Origin of the sequence: Brevundimonas sp. NPDC046655, from assembly GCF_044901625.1 — a bacterium.
Classification (GTDB): domain Bacteria; phylum Pseudomonadota; class Alphaproteobacteria; order Caulobacterales; family Caulobacteraceae; genus Brevundimonas.
Genome location: NZ_JBJDPV010000002.1, coordinates 264,849 through 286,326, shown reverse-complemented (window position 1 = coordinate 286,326; position 21,478 = coordinate 264,849). Strand labels below are relative to the sequence as shown.

The window sequence follows — 21,478 nt, the reverse complement described above, 5'->3', positions numbered from 1 at the left end:
GGGCGGAGACGACATCATGCGTTGGCAGGGCGGACGGCGCGGCGGCGGCATCGAAGACCGGCGCGGCATGGGCGGCGGCGCAGTCGCCGGTGGCGGCATCGGGGTTCTGGTGCTGGCGGCCATCGGCTATTTCGTCTTCGGCATCGACCCCAACACCACCCAGCAGGTCGCCAGCCAATTCGGCGGCGCCAGCCAGTCCGAACAGGCCGGCAAGATGGGCTCGCCCGAGGATCAGGCGGGCCAGTTCGTCGAGGTTATCGGCTCCAACATCAACGACGTCTGGAAGACCAAGCTGCGCGGCTACACCCCGCCGACCACCGTCCTCTATGAACAAGGCACCTCGACCGGCTGCGGCTTCGGCCAGTCGGCCATGGGCCCCTTCTACTGCCCGGCCGATCAGAAGGTTTATCTCGACCTCGGCTTCTGGCGCGAGATGGAGACCAAGCTCGGGGCCTCGGGCGCCGACTTCGCCAAGGCCTATGTCATCGCCCATGAGTTCGGCCACCACGTCCAGAACCTGACCGGCGCCAGCGATCAGGTGCAGCGCGCCCAGCAGTCGGCCCGGTCACAGGCCGAGGGCAACAAGTATTCCGTCGCGCTGGAGCTTCAGGCCGACTGCTACGCCGGGGTGTGGGCCAGGAACGCCGCCGCCGTGTCCGGCGGTCAGGTGGCGTTGGAGCCCGGCGATCTGGAAGAAGGCATGAAGACCGCCCAGGCCATCGGCGACGACACACTGCAACGCCGCGGCGGCGGCCGCGTCTCGCCCGAAAGCTTCACCCACGGCTCCTCGGCGCAACGGGTCGAGTGGCTGCAACGCGGCTATCAGACCGGCGATCCGGCGTCGTGCGACACCTTCAAGGGGCTGTGACGCCCTGGCCCACCGTCAAGTCCATCTGGGGCGAGACGTGCAAACGCCCTCGCCCCAGGTCCAGGCTCACGTCGCGGTCGTCAAACGCCGCCATGCCCAGCAGGGCGTCGGGATAGTTGGGCAATGGCGAGTCGGCGAAGACCGGCGTCGCGACCCCGCGCCACAGGTCGTCGCCGAAGGTGACGGTCCGCGCCTCGATCACCCGCGCCCGCGCCACACCGCCCAGAACGATGCTGGACCCGGCGGTCTCGGGCCGACCGTCCAGCAGGCCCGCCGCCTCGGCCGCGCCCTGACTGAGGGCGATCAGGGACGAAAAGCCCGTATCGACCACCGCCTGCAAAACCGCGCTCTCGACCGTGACCTCGGCAGTCAGTGCCGTACCGCTGCGTCTGACCGGAACCTGACGCAGAGCGGGCGAGACGACATGGCCGCCCGGATCGGCAAACCGTGCCCGACGGCGCTTCATGTCCAGTCCCAGCACCGCCTCGCCCAGTAGATCCTGCCCCAGCACCAAAGGCGCGCCGAGCCCCTCTGAAGAGGCGATAGGCCCCAGATCGAGGATGGCCGCCCGCAGCGCGCCGACGCCCAGCGACCCAATGCTCAGGTCCAGCGTCACGCCGCGCCCCACCTGCGGCTGACCGCCGACGCCATAGGCCACCAACGGCATGTCGAAGAAGGTCGTCAGGCCCAGGGCCTCGACCAGGGCCCGGTCGATCACCGAATACTGGGCGCCGCTGTCGATCAGGGCGGTGACCTCGCGCCCGGCAATCCGCACCCGCACGGTCGGCGTGGCGGCGCCCGCGACGACGAAAGGCGACCAGCCGCTGGTCCCGCCCTCGGGGAAGCTCAGACGGGGCCGGCGCCAGATCACATGGTCCTTCAGCCACAGGCCGCCGCCCACGGCGGCCGCGGCGGCGCCCGCGCGGATCAGGAAGGAACGGCGTCTCATGATCCCTGACATGGACCGGACCGCGACGAGACGCCAGCCCCGCCGTCGCCGCACGTCCCGCATCGCCATCTTGTTGCGCGAAATCGCGAAATCGCCTTCGCAGGCGCAAAATAATCATGACGAAGCGCCGAACGACGGCTAGAAACGACCCGACATGACCGCCTCCCCTGACCGCTATCTTTCGACGCGCGGCGACGCCGCCCCGACCCGTTTCGCCGACGCCCTGCTGCGCGGCATTGCGCCCGACGGCGGCCTCTACATGCCGCAGGCCTGGCCGACCCTTGCCGCCGACGCGGCGCGTCCGGGCCGGACCTATGCGGAGATGGCGAAAGAAGCGATTTCGCCCTTCATCGGCGACGCCCTGCCCGCCGGCGCGCTCGACCGCGCCCTGGACCGCCTGACGCGCGGCTTCGACCATCCGGCGGTGACGCCCCTGGTCGAGCTGGAGCCGGGCCTGTTCGTGCTGGAGCTGTTCCACGGCCCGACCGCCGCCTTCAAGGATCTGGCGATGCAGCTGGTCGCCGCCCTGTCGGACGAGGCACTGGCCGCGACGGGCCAGAAGCTGACCCTGCTGACCGCCACCAGCGGGGACACCGGCGCCGCCGCCGTGCGCGCCTTTGCCGGGGCCGAGCGCATTAATCTGGTCGTTCTGCACCCGCTGGACCGCGTCTCGCCGGTGCAACGCAAGCAGATGACGACGGTGCAGGCCGACAACGTCCTGAACCTGGCCGTGCGCGGCGACTTCGACGACTGCCAGCGTCTGGTGAAGGGCCTGCTGGCCGAGGAATCCCTGCGCGAAGGCCGTCGCCTGTCCTCGGTCAACTCGATCAACTGGGGCCGGCTGGCGGGCCAGATCCCCTACTATGTCTCGGCCACGGCCCAGCTGGGTCAGGCGGCGACCTTCGTCGTTCCGACCGGCAATTTCGGCGACGCCTTCGCCGGCGTCGCCGCCAGAAAGATGGGCTTGCCGGTCAAAGGCTTCGTCGCCGCCGTCAACCAGAACGACGCCCTGGCCCGGGCCATCAACGAGGGCGTCTACGCCCGCCGCCCCGCCGTCGAGAGCGGCAGCGTGTCGATGGACGTCCAGGCGCCGTCGAACTTCGAACGCCTGGTCTATGAGGCCTCCGGTCGCGACGCCGAGGCCACCCGCGCGGTGTTCGAGACCTTCGCCCGCGACGGTTCCGTCACCCTGTCCCCTGACCTGCTGGCGGCCCTGCGCGCCGAGGTGTCGGGCGTCTCCATCGACGAGGCGACGACCAAGGCCGAGATCGCCCACGCCCACGCCGTCTGGGGCCGCGTCGTCTGCCCGCACACCGCCGTGGCCCTGGCCGCAGCGCGCCGTCTGGACCGTGCTGACGGCCCGGTCGTCGCCCTGTCGACCGCCCACCCGTCCAAGTTCGGCGCCTTTGTCTCGGACGTCCTGGGCTTCGAGCCGGAAGCCGCCCCCGTCATCCGCGCCCTCGGCGACCAGCCCGAGCGCCTGACCATTATCGACAACACGGCCGAGGCCGCCCTGGCGGCGGTGAAGGGTTTCGCGGGGTAAGCCCTAGCCCACCTGGCGCGGGTGGCGCGGAAGCCCTTGCGGGCAGTCCAGCAACGCCCGGTCCCAACTGCCCAGATCGGCCGCCGCCTCATAGGTGGATTGCAGGAAGGAGCAGAGGGCGGCGTCGGGGTCGTCCTCGGCCCTGACCGCCGCATAGGGCAGGATGAACTCGCCCAGAGCCGCGTCCCAATGGGCCGCCACCGGAGAAACGGTCGCCGCCTCAAACCCCGGCGGGGCGGGATAGGCATAGGCATAAAAGGCCGGCTCGCGCCCCGGATCGCCGGGCCAGAAGCCCGCGCTGGCTACCTCGTGTGAATAGGCTTCGCGTGTCACCGCGTCCGGCAGGTTCGGCGCCCCGCCCGGGTGCAGGGGCGCCCGCCGCCCCGAGAACCGCGTCACCGCCAGATCGAACGCGCCCCAGAACAGCTGAACCGGGCTGCACTTGCCCAAAAACCCGGTGCGGAACAGGTTGAAGACGCGATCCACCTGCACCAGCGCCCGCCAATAGTCGCGCGCCACCTCGGGGTCATAGGTGCGAAACCGCTCATCCAGCGGAAAGGGCGTCGCCTCGGCCATTTCGTCGGGCGTCAGGTCGATGCGGCAGGCCACGCCCAGGGCGGTCAGGGCGGCCTGCACCTCGGCGTAGAAGTCGGCCACGGTCCCGGATTTCAGCACGATCCGGCGCTCGCCCCCGTCGCTGACTCGGATGATCAGGGCCCCGGCGACAAGGTCGAACTCCATCGAAAACCCCACCGCGCCGTGCGGGATCAAGCCCGTCGTCAGCCCCCGCGCCGAGACCCGCAGCGTCACGTGCCAGCCGTGGTTCAGCCAGGGCGTCTGCGATAGCCGGGTCTTGCCGACGATCTGCGCCCACAGCTGCAGCGTCTCCATCGTCGGCCAGAGCGATGCAGCCGAAAGTTCGGGCCATGCCTGCGCGCGCGCCGTCATCCGAAACCTCCTCGCCCCCCGCCTCAAAACCCCGCCCGGCGAAATCGTTGCACGAGAAGGCGAACGACGGTGAAGGGTTTCGAGGCCTAGCCTTGAGGGGAAAGCGCCGGGCAACCGGCTTCGTTCAAGGCTTCGTCAGCAACGCGATAGCCGGCGAGGCCGTCGCCGATGATGCGAAGTGCAGACTGTGCGGCGTATGAGCCGCCGTTTCTGGCACGGTCGGTGAAGCAGGCGATGACGCCCTCTGGCGTCCATCGGATAAGGCTCAGGCTGATAGCCCAGTCCCCCGGCCGTACCAGCGTCGCCACGCCGTCAGCCGTCTCGAGTTCCGTAAAGCCCCAGTCCCCCGGGCGCTTAAGTCCGGCCGCGCGCGCCGGCCCTGTCGAGTTTCGGAACGAGGTCAGGTCCAGACGCGGCAAGATATCGGCCGCCGACAAGTCCGGCGACGGCGGCGGAATCAAAGGTCCCCAACAGGGCAGCAGCGACGAAACGGCCTCATGGCCCCAGACATTATAGGGCCAGCCCTGCTTGATCTGAACAAGCACCCAGGCCCCGCTCGCGCCCTCTGTCCGAAACTCAAGACGGGTGGCGAACCCATCCTTCATCGTCGGCGCCAGAGTCATGGGCTGGGAGGCCGCCCTTAGCGCCGGGGGCGAGATCGGCACGGCGGGCAAGTCGCCGAAGGACAGGGCGACCGTGCGAAGCGCGGGGCATTCATCCGACGAAATCCGATCGATGCGCCCATCCGAGGTCCGCGTCGCTCTCCACCTCCGGGCCTCGACCTCCTGCCGGGTTTGCGCGAGCCGCCTGACGTCCGGTTCGATCATGATCGAATGCGGCAGCGTGTAATAGCGGTCGCCGTCCACAGTGATCGTCACCATGGCCGCATCAGATTGCGCGACGGCCGGAGCAGCCGAAACAAAACCCAGGGCCCCGAAGACAAGACACAAGCGCAGGCAGATCATCGGCGCAACCTCACGACGTGAAGACTGCACTACGCCTGCGCGAACCGAGTCTGTCCAGACGAGGTGCTCGCCTCCTCCATCTCTAAACCGTCTCCGCCGCCTTCCAATAGTCCAGCCGTCGGAAGAAGGGGGCCGGGTCCTTGGGGGTGACCAGGTTGGCGGGGTCGTGGAACAGGCGGTCGTGCAGGCGGGTCAGGGTGAAGCGCACCGCCGCCGCCGCGCCCAGCCCCGGCAGGGCTTCAGCCTCGGCGGGCGTCAGGGGACGCACGGATTCATAGCCCTTCTGAAAGGCGCGCAGGGCCGAGTGCATGGGGCGGCCCTCAGCGTCGAAGCCCCAGGCGCTGAGCGCGATGGCCAGGTCATAGGCCAGGACGTCGGTGCAGCCGAAATAGAAGTCGATCACCCCGCCAACATCGCACTTTCCATGCTCGTTGGTCGCGAACAGGACATTGTCGGGGAAGTAGTCGGCGTGGATCGGTCCGCGCGGCAGGGCGGGATCGCTCCACGGCTCGGCCAGACGCGGCAACAGGGCCTTGATCTGATCCAGCATCTTGCGGTCGACGCCTTTCGCCGCTGGCTCGCAGCGCGCGGCCAGCGCCGACCAGGCCTCGGGTCCGACCGGGTTCTGGCGCTCGACGGCATAGTCGGCGGCATCGAGGTGCAGAAGGGCCAGCACCTGACCGGCGCGATACTGTTCCTTGTCGGACGGCTGGCGCTTCCAGGCGCCGGGCGCCCAGTGCAGAATGGCGGCGGCCCGGCCGTTCAGGTGGCCGATGATTTCGCCCTGGCGGTCGGCGACGGGCGACGGCGTCGGGAACCCGCGTGCCGCCAGATGCCGGGTCAGACCCAGACAGAAGGGCAGCGAGGCCGCGTCCGTCCGCCCCTCGAACAGGGTCAGGACATAGGCGCCCGACGTCGTTTCCAGCTTGTAGTTGGTGTTCTCGACCCCCTCGGCGATCGGCGTCAGCGCGACCAGATCGCCCAGGGGGTAACGCATGAGATAGTCGGCAGCCTGATCCGGCGTGACGGGCGTGAAGACAGCCATGTCTAGACCAGCTCCGCCGCCGCGCGACGGGCGCGCACCACGTCGGCCACATCGGCCAGCACGCTCTCGGTCGTGGCCCAGCGCCCGGCGCCGCGCCCCTTGCACGTCCAGACGCGACCGTCCTGGCCATAGACTTTCAAGGCGTTTCTCTCTCCGTTCAGCGACTGAAACAGCGCGTCTTTCAGGTCGCCGTCAAGCCGGACCGAGGCGTCCAGATGGCCACCCCTGTCATGACAGGCGCCGATCTGGCGCACCGGACGGTCGCCCAGCGGCGTCTCGGCCGACAGCTCGTCGCGCGGCAGGTCGGCGGGGGCGCGGCCGAAGGCCTCGAAGGACAGCAGCTTGACCTTGGCGGCGGCGTCGTGGCCCTCCAGATCCGAGGACGGATCTTCCTCGGCGAAGCCCGCCACACGGGCGTCGGACAGGGCGTCGGCGAAGGCCGCCCCCTCGCCCAGGCGCTGCAGCATGAAGTTGACCGTGCCGTTCAGCACCGCCTCGAACCCGGCGACGGGACCGGCGGCGCGGGCGGCGCGCAGGGTCTCGATCATCGGCGCCCCGCCGCCGACCGAGGCCGACCAGGCGACGCGACAGCCATTGGCGGCGGCCAGGGCCTGCAAGCCCGCCGGGTCGCGGGCCACAGCCTGCTTGTTGGCGCTGACCACGTCGCAGCCAGCCTCCAGCGCGCGGCGGATCAGGGCGTGCCCAGCCTCGCCTTCGGACAGGGCTTCCAGCACCAGATCGGGCTTCTTGGCCAGCAGGGCCTCGACGTCGTTGGTGAACAGATCGGCGGGCGCCGCCACATCGCGCTTCTTGCCCGGATTACGAACCAGCACGCCCACCACCTCATAGCGTCCGTCCGGCAGCAAACGGTTCAGCAGACCGCCGCCGACCACGCCGCAGCCGGCCAGAGCCACGCGTAGCGGCGCCTCCGGCTGGACCGGGCCGGGAGGAGCCCCGCGCTCGCCGACCACCGTGCCCTCGGCGCGGCCGAGCGCCGCGACCTCGATCTCGACGCCATGCTGCATCCCCAGATCGATGGCGTCATGCTGGACCAGGGCGCCGCCCAGCTGGCGCGCCGTCTCCCAGCTGGCGCGACGATAGCGCAGCGGCGTGCCCGTCTCGCAGGCCGGATCGCGGTCGTAGAGGCCGTCCACGTCCTTCACCAGACGCACTCGGTCCAGCCCAAGCTCGGCGGCCAGAACCACCGCCGTCAGGTCCGATCCGCCACGTCCCAGCAGTGCCACGCGCCCGTTCGCGCGCACCCCGCCGAAGCCCGGCACCACCACCACCTCATGTTCGGCCAGGGCCTGTTGCAGACGCTCGCCCTTCAGGCTGACCGGGCGGGCGTGCTGCGCCGGACCCTCGACCACGATGCCCAACTCCCGTACCGACAGACCCACCGCGTCCAGCCCCACCCGGTCGCAGGCGATGGCGACCAGGGCCGCCGCCTTCTCCTCGCCCAGCACCACATAGGCGGGCAGAAGTTCGTTCTCGTGATCCAGACCCAGGGCGCGGGCGTCGGCCAGCAGCCGGTCGGTGTGACCCGACAGGGCCGAGACCACCGCCACCACCTTCCGCCCGGCGCGGACGTGACCGTAGATTTCCGAGGCCACGGCGGGGGCTTCGGCGGCGTTGCGCAGGACGGACGAGCCGAACTTCAGCACCACGACCTCGGCCTTGGGGACGGGCTGAGGTTTCTGTTGATCGGCGACGAGAGCGAGGGCGGAAGCGGGCATCGGAGTGATCCTGGAGGCGGGGTCTGGGGAGAAGGTCGAGGTCGGCTCGGGCCATAAAAAAACCCGCCCGGGGGTCCGGGCGGGGTGTTCGGTTTTTGCGTTTTTCGCCTAGTCGGCGCGCATCATCCGGTCCCCGCCCGCAAGGGCATGGTGGTGGTGGTACCGGTGGTAATCGTGGACGCGACAAGGCCCGTCGCCGAAGCGGCGATCAGGGTCGTCATCATGCTGGCGAGGCGGTCAAGCACAGGCGGCGTCCGGTTGAAAATCCTGAGCCGAAGGGTGGTGCACGACCCCGCGTCGCGTCAAGCCCCGAAAGAACAATTTTTTCCCGAACGAGCGCAAAAAGCGCGTTTTCACCACCCTCATCGCGCATCAAGCCAAAATGGGGTGAATTTTTTCGCTTGACCGGCGCCCTTCGCAACCGCAACGTAAAGTCACTCATCAAGACCGGCTGAGGGATTAGGCCCTTTGACGCCGGGGCAACCATCGGGTTCCGCCCGAAACGGTGCCAACTCCTGCGGGGTTTTCGGGGCGACCTGAAAACCGCGAGAGATGGGTGGAGCATCGACGAGGCGACGCTCCACGGTCTGTCACTGCATGGGTTCCTTGGCGAGCCGTTTTGCTGAGTGACCGAGACCCATGACCCTGGCCCTGATCGACCCCATCGTCCCCGCCGAAGAGCCCGCCTGTCGGCCTGCGTCCGCACGCCGTCCGTCCGAGCTGCTGTCGCGCGACGGGGCCCATGACGTCTTCGTCCCCATCCCCGACGGCTTCCCGCTCGATTTCGGCGGAACCCTGAACCAGAAGCAGGTCGTCGGCCGCCTGCACGGCAAGGCCGGCGCCCCCCTGATCGTCGTGGCCGGCGGCATCTCGGCCGACCGCTACGTCCATCGCACCGAGACCAAGGGCCTGGGCTGGTGGTCGGGCGCCGTGGGCGTGCGCGCCCCTATCGACCTGACCCGCTTCCGCGTCCTGGCCTTTGATTTCGCGCCGGAATTCGGCGACGGCGTCAAGGACGCCAAGACTCCGCTGACGATCACCACCCAGGATCAGGCGCGGCTGCTGGCCCTGCTGCTGGACCACCTGGGCGTCGAGAAGGTCGCAGCCTTCATCGGCTGTTCCTACGGCGGCATGATCGCCCTGGCCTTTGGCGAGCTTTTCCCCGACTGGGCCGAGCAACTTGTCGTGGTGTCCGCCGCCCATCGCCCTCACCCCCTGGCCACCGCCTGGCGCGGCATCCAGCGCCGCATCCTGCAACTGGGCCTTGAAACCGGCCGAGTGGATCAAGCCGTGGGCCTGGCCCGCGAACTGGCCATGACCACCTATCGCACACCCGACGAGTTCGGCGAGCGCTTCGATTCCGAGGCCCCCAGCCACGCAGGGCAGGCCTATCCCGTCTGCGACTATCTGACGGCGCGTGGCAGGGCCTACCGCGACCGCACCACCCCCTCGCGCTGGCTGAGCCTGTCGGATTCCATCGACCGCCACCGGGTCGAGCCCGAGGCCATCACCGCCCCGGTCACCTTGATCGGCTTCACCACCGACCGCCTCTGCCCCATCGACGACATGAGGGAACTGGCCGCGCGCCTGCCCAACCTCTGGCGCTTCGAACAACACCCCTCCCTCTACGGCCACGACGCCTTCCTGAAGGAAGACGCCCTGGTCGCCGACATCCTGACTTCCGTACTGAAGGACATTGACCAATGAGCCGCGCCCGTCCCGCCGATCCTCGCACCATCGCCGCCCGCTCGGGCGTGGATACGGACACGGCCCACGGCGCGGTCATGCCGCCGCTGTACCTGTCGTCCAACTATTCCTTCGCCGGGTTCGACCAGAAGCGGAAGTATGACTACTCGCGCTCGGGCAATCCGACCCGCGACGTCCTGGCCGACACCCTGGCCGAGTTGGAAGGCGGCGCCGGCGCCGTCGTCACCGCCACCGGCATGGCCGCGGTCGACTTGCCGCTGAGCCTGCTCAACCCCGGCGAGCTGCTGATCGCGCCGCACGACTGCTATGGCGGCACCCACCGCCTGTTGTGCGCTCGCGCGAAGAAAGGCCACTTCCGCGTCGCCTTCGTCGATCAGAACGACGGCGAAGCGCTCGACGCCGCGCTCGCTGACTGCTGCAAGCTGGTGCTGATCGAGACCCCCTCCAACCCCCTGCTGCGCGTCGTGGACGTGGCCGACGTCTGTCGTCGCGCCCATGCCGTCGGCGCCAAGGTCGTGGCCGACAACACCTTCCTGTCGCCCGCCCTGCAACGCCCGCTGGAGCTTGGCGCCGACATCGTCGTCCACTCGACCACCAAATACATCAACGGCCACTCCGACGTGGTCGGCGGCGCCGTGATCGCGGCGGATCCGGCGGACCATGAGCAACTGGCCTGGTGGGCCAACTGCCTGGGCGTCACCGGCTCGCCGTTCGACGCCTACCAGACCCTGCGCGGGCTGCGCACCCTGTTCACCCGCATCGAGCGCCAGCAGGCCACCGCCGGTCTGGTCGCCGCCGCCCTGGAACAGCACCCGACGGTCAAGGCCGTCCATTATCCGGGTCTGAAGTCCCACCCCGGCCATGCCCTGGCCGCGCGCCAGCAGTCCGGCCCCGGCGCCATGCTCAGCTTCGAACTGAACGGCGGAACCGACGCCGTGCGCGGTCTGATCGAAGCCCTCGACATCTTCACCCTGGCGGAGTCGCTGGGCGGGGTCGAAAGCCTGATCGCCCACCCGGCCACCATGACCCACGCCGCCATGACGCCGGACGCCCGCGTCACCGCCGGCATCACCGACGGCCTGATCCGCCTGTCGGTCGGGCTGGAGCATCAGGACGACATCCTGGCCGACCTGGTTCAGGCCCTCGACGCCCTGGTGCTGCAACAGGCGGCCTGATGCGAAAAGGGCCTCTCCGGTGCGCCGGAGAGGCCCTCGTTTTCACTCGCGCTGCAGGCCTCAGGCCACCGCCCGCGCCAGCATCCGCTGCTGACCGCGCGCGTCCATCGCCGCCTCTTCCAGCGAGAACTGACCCATCATCCGGTCCAGCTCACGCGCGTCCTGCGCCAGCGAGTGGCTGGCGGCGGTCGATTCCTCGACCATGGCGGCATTCTGCTGGGTGACCTGATCCATCTGGGCCACGGCGATATTGACCTGCTGCAGGCCGCTGGACTGCTCCTGCGACGAGGCCGAGATCTCGCGGGCTATAGAGGTCAGGCGCGTGATCTGTTCGGCGATGCGTTCCAGCGCATGGCCGGTGTCGCCGACCAGGGCCACGCCCTCGCCGACCTGACGGCTGGACGCCGAGATCAGGGTCTTGATCTCTTTCGCCGCCTCGGCCGAGCGCTGGGCCAGAGCCCGCACTTCCGAAGCCACCACGGCGAAGCCGCGACCGGCCTCGCCCGCACGCGCCGCCTCGACGCCCGCGTTCAGGGCCAGCAGGTTGGTCTGGAAGGCGATCTCATCGATCACGCCGATGATGTTGCCGATCTCGTTCGAGGACTGCTCGATCTCGCCCATGGCGACGATGGCGCGACCAACGACGGCCTGACCTTCAAGCGCTTCGTGACGCGCGCCGTCGACGACGCCGCCGGCCTCGACCGCACCTTCGGCGGAACGGGCCACGGTGGCGGTGATCTGTTCCAGAGCGGCGGCGGTTTCTTCCAGCGAAGCGGCCTGCTGCTCGGTGCGGCGCGACAGGTCATCGGAGGCCTGGCTGATCTCATGGGCGCTGGCGCCGATGGCGCTGGAGCGGTCGACGATGACGCGCATCGTCTCCTGCAGCTTGGCCATGGCCCCGTTGAAGTCAGCGCGCAGCTTTTCGTACTCGGGCGCGAAGACGGTGTTCAGGCGATAGGCCAGTTGACCGTTCGACAGACGGTCGAGGCCTGAAGCGATGCCTTCCACGACCTGGGACTGCTGACGGGCCGCCTCGGCGTCACGTTCGGCCTGGGCGATGCGGGCCTGTTCGGCGGCGGCGCGCTGCACCTCGGCCTCGGCCTCCAGACGCACCTTCTCCTCGGCGTTCTGTTTGAAGGTCAGGACGGCGTCGGCCATGTGGCCGATCTCGTCGCGACGGCCGACAGCGGGAATGGCGACGTTCAGATCCCCGCCCGCCAGACGGACCATGGCGCGCGTCATGGCCTCGACCGGACGGCTCAGCGCCCCGATCAGCCAGGCGATGGCGCCCAGGGCGACGACCAGGGCCACGACCCCGCCGATGGCGAAGCTCCAGTATGCCCCATTGTAGGCGACAGCCTTGGCCTCTGCGTTTTCGGCGGCGACCACCGCCTCCTTGTCCTGAATCGAGGTGATGGCGGCGCGGATATCCGACAAGCGGGCGCCGGCTTCCAGACCAGCCACGGCCTGCGGCTGGGTGGCGGGGTCGCGTGCCAAGGCGATCAGGCCGTCGGCGCTCTGGTGGAAGGCGTCCACCGCCCCCTTCAGCGCCGCCTGCTCCTGGCCATAGGCGGCGTTGACGTCGGCGGCGGCGAGATCGGCCAGCCGCGACACCAGAACCTTGCCCGGCTCCTCGTATTTGGGAATGAAGTCGGCGTCGCGCGTCGCCACAAAGGCGCGCATGGCGTTCTGCTGCTCGACCGCGGCGGCCAGCACCAGGTCCGAGGCCTTGAACATCTCGGCGGAGGCGGCATTGGCGGCGTCGGCGCGCTGCAGCACCGTCACGGCCCAGAGGACCACCATGGTCGCCGTCCCGCAGGCCGCGATGACGGCGGCGAAGGACAGCATCAGCTTCTTGGGTACGGACAGGTTCTGCAGCATTTTCTACGCTCGGGGGAAGACTACAGCCTCTCCCTAACCGCGTGCTGTTCGCCAAAGCCTTAGCGTGGCACCCCGGAAATTTACGTAGGCGAAATGGGCGTTTCCCAAAGCGCCTTCCACACCACCGACAGGGCGGTCAGCAGCAGGTAGACCGCAAAGGCCCTCCTCAGCACCTTGCGGTTGAGCCGGTGCGCCAATCGCGCGCCATAGGGGGCGGTCAGGGCGGTCAGCAGCCCCATGATCACCGCCGCCGGCACGTTGACGTAGCCCAGAGACAGCGGCGGCCGTCCCGGCGCGTCCCAGCCGAAGACCGCGAACCCCAGCGCCGCCGTCGCCCCGATGGCCAGACCGAAGCCGCTGGCCGTCGCTACGGCTTGATGGATGGGCCGCCCGCACAGGGTCATCATCATGCCGCCGAAACTGCCGCCGCCGACGCCCATCATGGCCGACAACAGGCCGATGCCCGTCCCCACGCCACGCCGCCCCCAGCCGGTCGGCAGGTCCTTGCGCAGGGTCATATGCTCGGGCAGCAACCCCATCTGCATGGCGATCAGCAGCAGGCAGACGCCATAGACGACGGCCAGTCCCTCCATCGAGGTAAAGCCCGCAATCGCCGCCCCGACCAGGCCGCCGAACGCCACCCAGGGCGTCCAGGTCTTCAACACCACCTCGTCCACCGCCCCATGCGCCCGGTGGGTCGCCAGGGACCGCAAGGACGTCGCCACGATGGTCAGCAAGGAGGTGCCGATGGCGACGTGCAGATTGCTCTGCCCGCCCACGCCCAGCACCGAAAAGGCGTAGAACAGCGCCGGCACCAGCACCGTCCCGCCCCCGACCCCGAACAGGCCGCCGATCACCCCGGCCACCGCCCCCGCCGCGACCAGGGCGGCGGCCATCATCAGAAATTCGAACAGGGGCAAGGCGCTCATGGCTTGGGCATAGCCTTGCCGTTCGCCAGCGTCATCCCGGAAAGGGGATCAGGCCGCTTCTTCGTTCTCGCCCAGCCGCGCCTGCCGCGCCTCGGCCTCACGCACGGCCTCGACCGCGCGGTCGACGACCTCCAGCCCGGCCCCGGCCTTCACGCCCTCGACCGTCAGGATGCGGCGGAAGGCGCGCGCCCCCGCCCGACCGTGCATCAGACCCAGCATATGTCGCGCCATGCTCGCCAGATGCGCCCCTTCGGCTAGCCGCCCGGCCATATAGGGGCGATAGCGTTCGATGGCGGCGAAGGGGTCGACGTCCTCGACATCCATCCCAAACAGTCGCCGGTCCACCTGCCCTAGCAGGGCCGGTTCGTGATAGGCGGCGCGGCCCAGCATGACGCCGTCCAGCTGCACGCCGTCAGCATCATCCAGATGCGCCTCGGCCTGATCCAGATCGCCGATCCCGCCGTTGATGCAGATGGTCAGATGCGGCCGCTCGCGCTTCAGACGCCGCACCAGATCATAGTCCAGCGGCGGCACGTCGCGGTTTTCCTTGGGCGACAAGCCCTTCAGCCAGGCCTTGCGCGCGTGGACGACGAAGCTGGTGACGCCCACCGCCGCCGAGGCGTCGACCGTGGCGAACAGGCTGACTTCCGGGTCCTGATCGTCGACGCCGATGCGGCATTTGACCGTGGCCGGGACGCTGACCGCGTCCTTGATCGCCGCCATGCAGTCGGCCACCAGTTCCGGCTCGCGCATCAGGCAGGCGCCGAACTTGCCCGACTGCACCCGGTCCGAGGGACAGCCGACGTTCAGATTGATCTCGTCATAGCCATAGGCCGCGCCGATCCGCGCCGCCTCGGCCAGTTGCGCCGGGTCGGAGCCGCCCAGTTGCAGCGCCACCGGATGCTCGACCGCGTCAAAGCCCAGCAGCCGCTCGCGATCGCCGTGGATCACCGCCGGCGCCGTGACCATCTCGGTATAGAGCAGCGCCCGGCCGCTCAGGGCGCGGTGAAACGCCCGGCAGTTGCGGTCGGTCCAGTCCATCATGGGCGCCACGGACAGCCTATGAGCTTGATTTATCGGCATTTTTTCAGTAAGATCAAAAAGTTGGAAGGCGGCGTGTGCACTCGAATTTGCGACGTGATGCGACGTTTTTTCCGGGTTTTCGACACCTCAGTGCACACAGAGCGCACACGAAATGGCGACCTACTCGAAACTCCCGTCAGGAACGTGGCGGGTCCAGGTAAGACGGAAGGGTCGCTATATAAGCGAGACCTTCCTCAAACGCGATGACGCCCGGCGGTGGGCGACCGAAGCCGAGGGACGGATCGATCGCGGAGAAGTTCCCACTCCGTCTCGTTCGGCCAAGCTGCGCACATTTGGCGAGCTCATCGACCTGCACATCCACGACATGAAGTCCGTCGGGAAGGCGCCCAGGCGATCGAAAGCGGCGACGCTCAAGATGCTGAAGACGCGCTTGGGCGGGAAGAAGATCGCCCAACTGGATCGACAACTGTTCATCGACTTCGGTCGGAGACGCGCCACCGAAGGCGCCGGCCCCATGACGCTGAGCATCGACATCGGCGCGATCAAGCTCATCCTCTCCCATGCCGCAGCGGTTCACGGCCTGACTGTCTCGGTTGAGGCTATTGATATGGCCCGCCTCGCCCTCAAGCGCCTTGGCTTGATTGGCAAGGGCGTCGAGCGAGATCGCCGCCCCAGCGATGAAGAACTGGAGCGCTTGATCCGCCACTTCGAGGACAAGCCTCGTCAAACCATTCCCATGGGCGCCGTCATTCGCTTCGCAGTCGCGACGGCGATGCGCCAAGAAGAGATTTTCAAGGTCGTCTGGGACGACTATGCAGCGCGGACCAAGATGCTGACCATCCGCGATCGCAAGGACCCTCGCGAGAAATCGGGCAACGACCAGCGTATTCCACTTCTTTCAGTCAGCGGCTTTGACCCCGTGGCGCTCATTGAAGAGCGGCGTTCCTCGCAGACAAATGCGGACGCCCGCATCTTCCCTTTCAATCACCGGTCAGCCGGCACCGCGTTCACGAGAGCCTGCAAAGCGCTCTGCATCATCGATCTCCATTTTCACGACCTTCGCCATGAAGGGACAAGTCGCCTGTTCGAGGCGGGCTTCCAGATCCACCAGGTCGCGCTTGTTACCGGCCACAAAGACTGGAAGATGCTCCGACGGTATACGCACCTTCGTCCGGAATCCCTTCATCTCATTGCAGCGGGTCTGGCGACATGAGCGGCACGCCGGTCACGGAAGCTGGGGCGGCGTAAAGCTTGGGTGGAAACCCTCACCATGCCAAATGCAGTCGCATGAACTCGATCCGAATTCGTCCGTATGATCCGGCTGATTTGACCGCTGTCGTCGAGCTGTTCAATGGCTCGGTCAGAAAGGTCGCCAATCGTGACTACAGCCCGGCTCAAATCGAGGCCTGGGCGCCGGTAGCGGTTAACCTGGTCCAGTGGTCCGAACGTCTTGAGCGTAAGCCGACGTTCATCGCCGAACACATGAATCGAATTGCAGGTTTCAGCGACCTCGGACCGACAGGCCATATCGATATGCTTTTCGTCCATTGCCAACATCAGGGCCGAGGCGTCGCCAAGAGCCTGATGGACCACATCCTGCTCAAGGCTCGCGAACAAAAGCTGTCGTCTTTATGTACGGACGCGAGCATCACGGCAAAGCCGTTCTTTGAACGCAGCGGATTCGAGGTGGTCCAGGAACAGGACGTTGAACTCCGCGGCCAGATCTTCCGCAACTATCGCATGATCCGCTTTCTTTAGCATCGCTCAGTCGCCCCGACCGCCGTCATCCGAAGGTTGGAAAAACCTGATGGAGGCTTCCCGCGATCGTGTCGCCTGGTTCGACACGGCGCGATCAAAACCGTTTTGCTCATCAGCATGATGGCTCACGCCGCCGGCGCTCCGACGTTCCCTCATGTGCCGGAACGAAATCGACCAGGTCAGATTGTCTCCTGACGGAGATCAAAATGCCCAAGACGTTCGATGTCGGAGATCATGTGATCTGGAATTCCGAGGCAGGGCGAGTAACTGGCCGGATCACTCGAGTTCATACACGCGACTTCGAATACAAGGGTCACACTCACCGCGCTTCCAGAGCAGAACCTCAATATGAGATCAGGAGCGACAGGACTGATCACATCGCCGCTCACAAGGGGACCGCGCTGGATTATGTGCGACGTCGAGAATGACGCTGCCGTTCTACACAATCGGGCACTCGAACCGCAGCCTGGAGGAATTCGTCGCCCTGTTGCAGGGAACACAGGTTCTGCAGGTCGTAGATGTCCGGAAGATTCCGAGGTCCAGAGCCAACCCTCAGTTCAACCAGGAAACGCTTCCCCACAGACTGGCGGAGCGCCAGATATCCTACGCCCACAATGTCAAACTCGGAGGAAGACGGGGTCGGATCGGAGATGTGGCCGACGGCATAAATGGCTACTGGGAGAACAAGAGCTTCCACAACTACGCCGATTACGCTCTCTCCGCCCCGTTCCGCGCCGGGTTAGAGCTGTTGATCGAAACGGGGCGGCGCCAGCCTAGTGCGATCATGTGCTCTGAAGCGGTCTGGTGGCGGTGTCATCGACGGCTCATCGCCGACAATCTTCTCGCTCGGGGCGAGACCGTCATTCACATCATGGGACACGGCAGGCTGGAGAAGGCTCGATTGACGGCAGGTGCTATCCTTCATCCCGACGGGACGGTCAGCTATCCGGCTTCTGCGCACCACGAACAGCGTCCATAGCAAGGCCGTTGGCGCCATTCCTTCGGGAGGTGCGTTGCGTCATGGAAAGGAGCTTCCATGCCCAGACGCAACTTGATCGCTGCGAGATCGCCTAGACGCCCATTCCATTCGTTTGCGAACATCCCTGATCAGACGGGCAGCCAGGAAACCAGACCCGCCCGAGGCGGGCACAAGCCATGACCGCGGAACGCTCCGTGTGGTCCAGACCGAAAACCACGACCGCCCTGCCCGCTTTTCGTCCCGTGCAGCTCGCCACGCTCGTCGACGCCGTGCCAGGAGGAAATCGCTGGCTGCATGAGATGAAGTACGATGGCTACCGGCTGGAGGTCGTCGTCGGCGGAAGTCGCGCTCGAGCCTTTACGCGCTCCGGACTTGACTGGTCGGAGAAGTTTTCGGGGATCGTCGACGCCGCTGCGTCCCTGAAGGTGGATTCCGCCGTGCTCGACGGCGAGGCTGTCGTGTTCGACGCCGAAGGGCGCTCCAGCTTCCAGACGTTGCAAGGCGCTCTGAAGGGCGAACCAGGCAGGATCGCCTATGTCGCTTTCGACCTTCTCGCGCTGAATGGCGAAGATCTGACGTCTCGCCCGCTGCTTGAGCGCAAGGCTCTCCTGCGTGACCTGCTTCCAAAGAGGCCGGGACGGCTCCGTTACTCCGATCATATTCGAGGCAATGGCGAAAAGCTGTTGAACAGCTTTTGCGCAAACGGCCTGGAGGGGGTGGTGTCGAAGCTGGCCGATAGCCGATACGTCGGCGCACGCTCGGCGGCTTGGGTGAAAACCAAGTGTATCCAGCGTCAGGAGTTTGTCGTGGCGGGATGGCTTCCTTCAGACAAGTCACGCGCCTTCCGCTCCTTGATCCTCGCCGTAAATGAGAATGGCGCCCTCCGTTATGCAGGCAAGGTCGGCACAGGCTTCGATACGATGGAGTTGCAGCGGCTCCTGGAGGTCATGAGACCGCTCGAACAGGACAGTCCCACCGTCAAGGCCCCCCGCGCCGAGGTTCGGGACGCCCATTGGCTCCGCCCCCGGCTGGTGGCGGAAATCGCTTTCACTGAAATGACCAACGAAGGCACGTTGCGCCACCCGAGCTATCTCGGCCTGCGGGATGACAAGAGGCCCGAGGCGGTCGTTGTCGAGAAGCCAGCGTTGGAGACACCGGCGCCGGCTGGTGAGACCGTGCCAATCAGCAACGCTCAACGGATCCTCTTTCCGGAGTGTCAGATCACCAAGGGTCAGCTGGCGGACTACTACGCCGCCGTTGCGCCTATCATGCTGCCCTGGGTCGCATCTCGTCCGATCAGCCTCGTGCGATGTCCCCAGGGCCGATCGAAAAAGTGCTTCTTCCAGAAGCACGACGCCGGAAGCTTCGGCGAGGCCGTGCGCCATGTGGCGATCGAGGAGAAGGACGGCGAGACTGAACCCTACCTCTATATAGATACGCCGGAAGGTCTGATGACTTGTGTCCAGATGGGAACCATAGAGTTCCACGGCTGGGGCGCACGGATCGAAGACGTCGAAAAGGCCGACCGCCTGGTCTTCGATCTCGACCCGGACGTCGGGCTCGATTTCGAGGCCGTGCGTTCCGCCGCTTTTCGATTTCGCGATATACTCGCGACTATCGGACTGGAGACATTTCCAATGGTCACCGGGGGCAAGGGCGTTCACGTCATCGCGCCGCTGACCCCCGAGGCCGAATGGCCTGAAGTGAAAGATTTCGCCCGGCGTCTGGCTATTGCGGTCGCTCAGGCAGAGCCGGCCAAGTTCACGGCCGCTCTGCCGAAGGCCCAACGCAAGGGTCGCATCTTTGTCGATTATCTCCGCAATCAGCGCGGCGCTACGGCCGTCATGCCTTACAGCGTGCGCTCAAAAGAGGGCGCGCCCGTAGCGGCGCCGGTCACTTGGAAGGAAATGGAGACAATCGCGAGCCCTGCGCTGTTTCATGTCGGCGATCAGCTTGAGCTCCTCAAACGCGCGGGATCGAAAGCCCTTTCTTCATGGGGGCGGGCTGATCAGGCGCTGCCGGATTTGTGAGCATCGCACTGACAGCGTGAGCGCTTTTCGCATTGGCGTCGATGATCCCGTCGAAGGCCGTTTCGTCGGTCGCCGCGACGGGCGTTTCCAGCCCCACGCGCCATTTGAGAACAGAACCTACTCCCGACCGAAAATAGCATGGGCTCACGCGGGCTCGAACCAGGTCGGCGAGCCTCGCGACATCGCCCTAAATGGTGAAGACGTCCGGGCCGATGTCAGCCTTCACCTCGTCCAGGTCCTCATCGTCTCGACCTACGATCTCTACGCGCGCGCCGTGCTCATGAAACTGCCTTGCCGTCAGGAGACCAATGCTGCCCGATCCGCCGATGATCTGGCGGGTTGGCCTTCAAGATTATGAATGCGCCATCCCTGAGCCTAATCGGTGATCGGCGAGTGAACCGTGCCTACCGACCCGCGCTGCGCTTCGATGCAGCGGGCGGCGATAAAGTCGATAGCTCGACTGTTATACCGCGCCGAGCGCTCCAAGAAGCCCATGTGATTGACGCCGGAGATGGGCTCCAAAGTGGCATCCGACGCCATCTCGTGGATTGCTTCGCTGGCCTCCAGCTTGGTCACTATATCGAGGTCGCCGCCGAGGATCAGGAGGGGACATTTCATCTTTGCCACTGCGCGGGAGCCGTCCCAATCGAACATGGCGAGATTGCCCTTGGCCAGAATAGCGGGAGAGTTGCGGGTCCCCAGCAGGGTCGTGTGCTCAAGCTGGCTGCGGGTCACGTATCTGCCGAACTGAAGCCTGTTCGCCATGTGGGCCGTGCCGTTCAAGTAGCCCTGCCAGGCGCCGAACCAAGCAAGCGGTTTGAACAGAACGGCCATCTTGAAAACGGGCTCAAGCACCGGGCGACGCAGGGCCAGAGCCAGTCTGCTCAGGATCATGGTGCGCAGGGGACTGGTATAGGTCGTGTCGATTAAGACGACGCCGGTGACACGTGCGCTGAACAGTTCAGGACGGTCACGCGCCAGTGTCTGGATTGTCATCCCGCCGATGCTGTGCCCGATGAGAACGACGGGTCGGGGCGAGACTTGAGCGATCAGGTACGCGAGGTCATTGGCGAAGAGCTCCAACGAGATCTTACCGTCAGCTGGGGGCTTTGAGCGCCCCAGGCCGGGAAGGTCCCAATTGACCTGTTGATGGGGGACTTGGCTGCGGTGGGTAGCCAGGTCGCGGTTCAGATAATGCCAGATCGTGCTGTCCAGGCCCCAACCATGGACGGCAATGACCACCGGTCCGTCAGTTGGACCACGTGTCTCGACATAGAGTTTTGAGCCGGTCGGACTATCGATCATGACGCCATCGGCCCGCCGGGGCGCCGTCGCGTCGATGTCTTTTCTGGCTAAAAGGAGGGTCGTGGGCCAGCGGCCGAGGATACTCCAAGCCAGGAGCCCGGCCGCCGTCCAGGCACGCCAATCCTCACGAGCCCGGTATTCGGTTCCCTGCATCTGAATAACAATCTGGCCAGACCACCACGTCCACAACAGATAGCCGGCAACGACAAGGAGCAGCCATCCAAGCCATGAAGCCAGGATGCGGGTGAAAGGAATCAGAGGCATGGGGATCTTCCTGTTCGTGGCGAACAGAATGTCGCGGCACGAGCCAAGAAGACGTCGGAGCTGCAAAAAGTTGCTGTATCGCTTGCCCGACACAGAAGGTTCAGCGCCGAGTTTCGATGGACGCCGGACAGCAAAACTGCGGCCGTGATTAACGCAGCGATCGCCAGTCAAGGGTCGCGCTTGTTCGGCGCGCCGTGGTCGAGCAAGAACTGGAACGCGGCCGTTTGGTCCATTTTCCGCCCCATGTGCGCTGGCTGGTTCGATGGGCCTACTACGTCGTGGCTTTCCGGCGGGCAGCGCAGCGCGGAGAGGTCAGAGCGTTCCGCGACTGGCTAGCCGGCTCTAGCGCCCG

At 66.5% G+C, this 21,478-nt stretch carries 19 protein-coding genes and 1 riboswitch; of the genes, 10 read left to right on the top strand and 9 right to left on the bottom strand.

Going from position 1 to position 21,478, the window contains the following annotated elements; genetic code table 11:
• The first annotated feature begins 16 nt into the window (after positions 1-16).
• Positions 17-868, top strand: coding sequence for a neutral zinc metallopeptidase (locus tag ACI2KI_RS09125; RefSeq protein ID WP_404619430.1), 852 nt, complete (start codon positions 17-19; stop codon positions 866-868).
• Here the strand turns inward: ACI2KI_RS09125 and ACI2KI_RS09120 are convergent.
• Positions 855-1,817 (bottom strand): aspartyl protease family protein, encoded by a 963-nt coding sequence (locus ACI2KI_RS09120; RefSeq protein WP_404619428.1) that lies wholly within the window; start codon positions 1,815-1,817, stop codon positions 855-857. The genes ACI2KI_RS09125 and ACI2KI_RS09120 overlap by 14 nt on opposite strands.
• Before the next feature lie 154 nt (positions 1,818-1,971).
• Here ACI2KI_RS09120 and thrC point away from each other — a divergent pair, with 154 nt between their 5' ends.
• Positions 1,972-3,360, top strand: coding sequence for a threonine synthase (gene thrC, locus ACI2KI_RS09115; protein WP_404619426.1), 1,389 nt, complete (start codon positions 1,972-1,974; stop codon positions 3,358-3,360).
• Between the two features lie 3 nt (positions 3,361-3,363).
• On the opposite strand, the gene ACI2KI_RS09110 is transcribed toward thrC, so the two are convergent.
• From ACI2KI_RS09110 to ACI2KI_RS09095, 4 genes are all read right to left on the bottom strand, one after another.
• A complete protein-coding gene (locus tag ACI2KI_RS09110; protein WP_404619424.1) occupies positions 3,364-4,308 on the bottom strand; it encodes a DUF5996 family protein in 945 nt (314 codons plus the stop codon).
• An 86-nt stretch (positions 4,309-4,394) separates the two neighbouring features.
• Entirely contained in the window at positions 4,395-5,273 is an 879-nt protein-coding gene (locus ACI2KI_RS09105) for a hypothetical protein (protein ID WP_404619422.1), read from the bottom strand.
• 82 nt (positions 5,274-5,355) lie between these two features.
• Complete coding sequence (locus ACI2KI_RS09100) at positions 5,356-6,318, bottom strand: homoserine kinase (protein WP_404619420.1); 963 nt, start codon at positions 6,316-6,318, stop codon at positions 5,356-5,358.
• Between the two features lie 2 nt (positions 6,319-6,320).
• Complete coding sequence (locus tag ACI2KI_RS09095; RefSeq protein ID WP_404619418.1) at positions 6,321-8,054, bottom strand: homoserine dehydrogenase; 1,734 nt, start codon at positions 8,052-8,054, stop codon at positions 6,321-6,323.
• 435 nt (positions 8,055-8,489) lie between these two features.
• Positions 8,490-8,613, top strand: a riboswitch (SAM riboswitch).
• A gap of 80 nt (positions 8,614-8,693) precedes the next feature.
• On the opposite strand from ACI2KI_RS09095, the gene ACI2KI_RS09090 reads away from it, so the two are divergent.
• Positions 8,694-9,761 carry a homoserine O-succinyltransferase gene (locus ACI2KI_RS09090; protein ID WP_404619416.1) on the top strand — a complete coding sequence of 356 codons (1,068 nt, stop codon included), beginning with the start codon at positions 8,694-8,696 and terminating at the stop codon, positions 9,759-9,761.
• Entirely contained in the window at positions 9,758-10,936 is a 1,179-nt protein-coding gene (metB, locus tag ACI2KI_RS09085) for a cystathionine gamma-synthase (RefSeq protein ID WP_404619414.1), read from the top strand. The genes ACI2KI_RS09090 and metB overlap by 4 nt, the downstream gene beginning before the upstream one ends.
• 60 nt (positions 10,937-10,996) lie before the next feature.
• On the opposite strand, the gene ACI2KI_RS09080 is transcribed toward metB, so the two are convergent.
• The 3 genes from ACI2KI_RS09080 to dusA all read right to left on the bottom strand — a co-directional run bounded on the left by ACI2KI_RS09080 (position 10,997) and on the right by dusA (position 14,829).
• Complete coding sequence (locus tag ACI2KI_RS09080) at positions 10,997-12,817, bottom strand: methyl-accepting chemotaxis protein (RefSeq protein ID WP_404619412.1); 1,821 nt, start codon at positions 12,815-12,817, stop codon at positions 10,997-10,999.
• Positions 12,818-12,897: 80 nt separating this feature from the next.
• A complete protein-coding gene (locus ACI2KI_RS09075) occupies positions 12,898-13,746 on the bottom strand; it encodes a sulfite exporter TauE/SafE family protein (protein ID WP_404619410.1) in 849 nt (282 codons plus the stop codon).
• A gap of 48 nt (positions 13,747-13,794) precedes the next feature.
• On the bottom strand, positions 13,795-14,829 hold the full coding sequence (dusA, locus tag ACI2KI_RS09070; RefSeq protein ID WP_404619407.1) for a tRNA dihydrouridine(20/20a) synthase DusA: 1,035 nt from the start codon (positions 14,827-14,829) through the stop codon (positions 13,795-13,797).
• 112 nt (positions 14,830-14,941) lie between these two features.
• Here dusA and ACI2KI_RS09065 point away from each other — a divergent pair, with 112 nt between their 5' ends.
• The 6 genes from ACI2KI_RS09065 (at position 14,942) to ACI2KI_RS09040 (ending at position 19,915) form a co-directional block, all read left to right on the top strand.
• Positions 14,942-16,003: a site-specific integrase gene (locus tag ACI2KI_RS09065; protein WP_404619405.1), complete on the top strand. Its 1,062-nt coding sequence runs from the start codon at positions 14,942-14,944 to the stop codon at positions 16,001-16,003.
• A gap of 74 nt (positions 16,004-16,077) precedes the next feature.
• Positions 16,078-16,548: a GNAT family N-acetyltransferase gene (locus ACI2KI_RS09060; protein WP_390182761.1), complete on the top strand. Its 471-nt coding sequence runs from the start codon at positions 16,078-16,080 to the stop codon at positions 16,546-16,548.
• Between the two features lie 206 nt (positions 16,549-16,754).
• Positions 16,755-16,976 (top strand): DUF2945 domain-containing protein, encoded by a 222-nt coding sequence (locus ACI2KI_RS09055; RefSeq protein WP_292084013.1) that lies wholly within the window; start codon positions 16,755-16,757, stop codon positions 16,974-16,976.
• Positions 16,973-17,527, top strand: coding sequence for a DUF488 family protein (locus ACI2KI_RS09050; protein WP_404619403.1), 555 nt, complete (start codon positions 16,973-16,975; stop codon positions 17,525-17,527). The genes ACI2KI_RS09055 and ACI2KI_RS09050 overlap by 4 nt, the downstream gene beginning before the upstream one ends.
• A 176-nt stretch (positions 17,528-17,703) precedes the next feature.
• Positions 17,704-19,557 carry a DNA ligase D gene (gene ligD / locus ACI2KI_RS09045; protein ID WP_404619401.1) on the top strand — a complete coding sequence of 618 codons (1,854 nt, stop codon included), beginning with the start codon at positions 17,704-17,706 and terminating at the stop codon, positions 19,555-19,557.
• A gap of 16 nt (positions 19,558-19,573) precedes the next feature.
• A complete protein-coding gene (locus ACI2KI_RS09040) occupies positions 19,574-19,915 on the top strand; it encodes a hypothetical protein (RefSeq protein WP_404619399.1) in 342 nt (113 codons plus the stop codon).
• Between the two features lie 17 nt (positions 19,916-19,932).
• On the opposite strand, the gene ACI2KI_RS09035 is transcribed toward ACI2KI_RS09040, so the two are convergent.
• Positions 19,933-21,126 (bottom strand): alpha/beta fold hydrolase, encoded by a 1,194-nt coding sequence (locus ACI2KI_RS09035; protein ID WP_404619397.1) that lies wholly within the window; start codon positions 21,124-21,126, stop codon positions 19,933-19,935.
• Between the last annotated feature and the right edge of the window lie 352 nt (positions 21,127-21,478).

Excerpts from the sequence above, each read along its gene's own strand:
- ACI2KI_RS09080 (WP_404619412.1), bottom strand. The coding sequence starts at position 12,817 with ATGCTGCAGAACCTGTCCGTACCCAAGAAGCTGATGCTGTCCTTCGCC.
- ACI2KI_RS09125 (WP_404619430.1), top strand. The coding sequence starts at position 17 with ATGCGTTGGCAGGGCGGACGGCGCGGCGGCGGCATCGAAGACCGGCGC.
- ACI2KI_RS09065 (WP_404619405.1), top strand. The coding sequence starts at position 14,942 with ATGGCGACCTACTCGAAACTCCCGTCAGGAACGTGGCGGGTCCAGGTA.
- thrC (WP_404619426.1), top strand. The coding sequence starts at position 1,972 with ATGACCGCCTCCCCTGACCGCTATCTTTCGACGCGCGGCGACGCCGCC.
- ligD (WP_404619401.1), top strand. The coding sequence starts at position 17,704 with ATGACCGCGGAACGCTCCGTGTGGTCCAGACCGAAAACCACGACCGCC.
- ACI2KI_RS09060 (WP_390182761.1), top strand. The coding sequence starts at position 16,078 with ATGAACTCGATCCGAATTCGTCCGTATGATCCGGCTGATTTGACCGCT.
- ACI2KI_RS09090 (WP_404619416.1), top strand. The coding sequence starts at position 8,694 with ATGACCCTGGCCCTGATCGACCCCATCGTCCCCGCCGAAGAGCCCGCC.
- dusA (WP_404619407.1), bottom strand. The coding sequence starts at position 14,829 with ATGCCGATAAATCAAGCTCATAGGCTGTCCGTGGCGCCCATGATGGAC.
- ACI2KI_RS09110 (WP_404619424.1), bottom strand. The coding sequence starts at position 4,308 with ATGACGGCGCGCGCGCAGGCATGGCCCGAACTTTCGGCTGCATCGCTC.
- ACI2KI_RS09035 (WP_404619397.1), bottom strand. The coding sequence starts at position 21,126 with ATGCCTCTGATTCCTTTCACCCGCATCCTGGCTTCATGGCTTGGATGG.
- ACI2KI_RS09100 (WP_404619420.1), bottom strand. The coding sequence starts at position 6,318 with ATGGCTGTCTTCACGCCCGTCACGCCGGATCAGGCTGCCGACTATCTC.
- ACI2KI_RS09050 (WP_404619403.1), top strand. The coding sequence starts at position 16,973 with ATGACGCTGCCGTTCTACACAATCGGGCACTCGAACCGCAGCCTGGAG.
- ACI2KI_RS09095 (WP_404619418.1), bottom strand. The coding sequence starts at position 8,054 with ATGCCCGCTTCCGCCCTCGCTCTCGTCGCCGATCAACAGAAACCTCAG.
- metB (WP_404619414.1), top strand. The coding sequence starts at position 9,758 with ATGAGCCGCGCCCGTCCCGCCGATCCTCGCACCATCGCCGCCCGCTCG.
- ACI2KI_RS09105 (WP_404619422.1), bottom strand. The coding sequence starts at position 5,273 with ATGATCTGCCTGCGCTTGTGTCTTGTCTTCGGGGCCCTGGGTTTTGTT.
- ACI2KI_RS09055 (WP_292084013.1), top strand. The coding sequence starts at position 16,755 with ATGCCCAAGACGTTCGATGTCGGAGATCATGTGATCTGGAATTCCGAG.
- ACI2KI_RS09075 (WP_404619410.1), bottom strand. The coding sequence starts at position 13,746 with ATGAGCGCCTTGCCCCTGTTCGAATTTCTGATGATGGCCGCCGCCCTG.
- ACI2KI_RS09120 (WP_404619428.1), bottom strand. The coding sequence starts at position 1,817 with ATGAGACGCCGTTCCTTCCTGATCCGCGCGGGCGCCGCCGCGGCCGCC.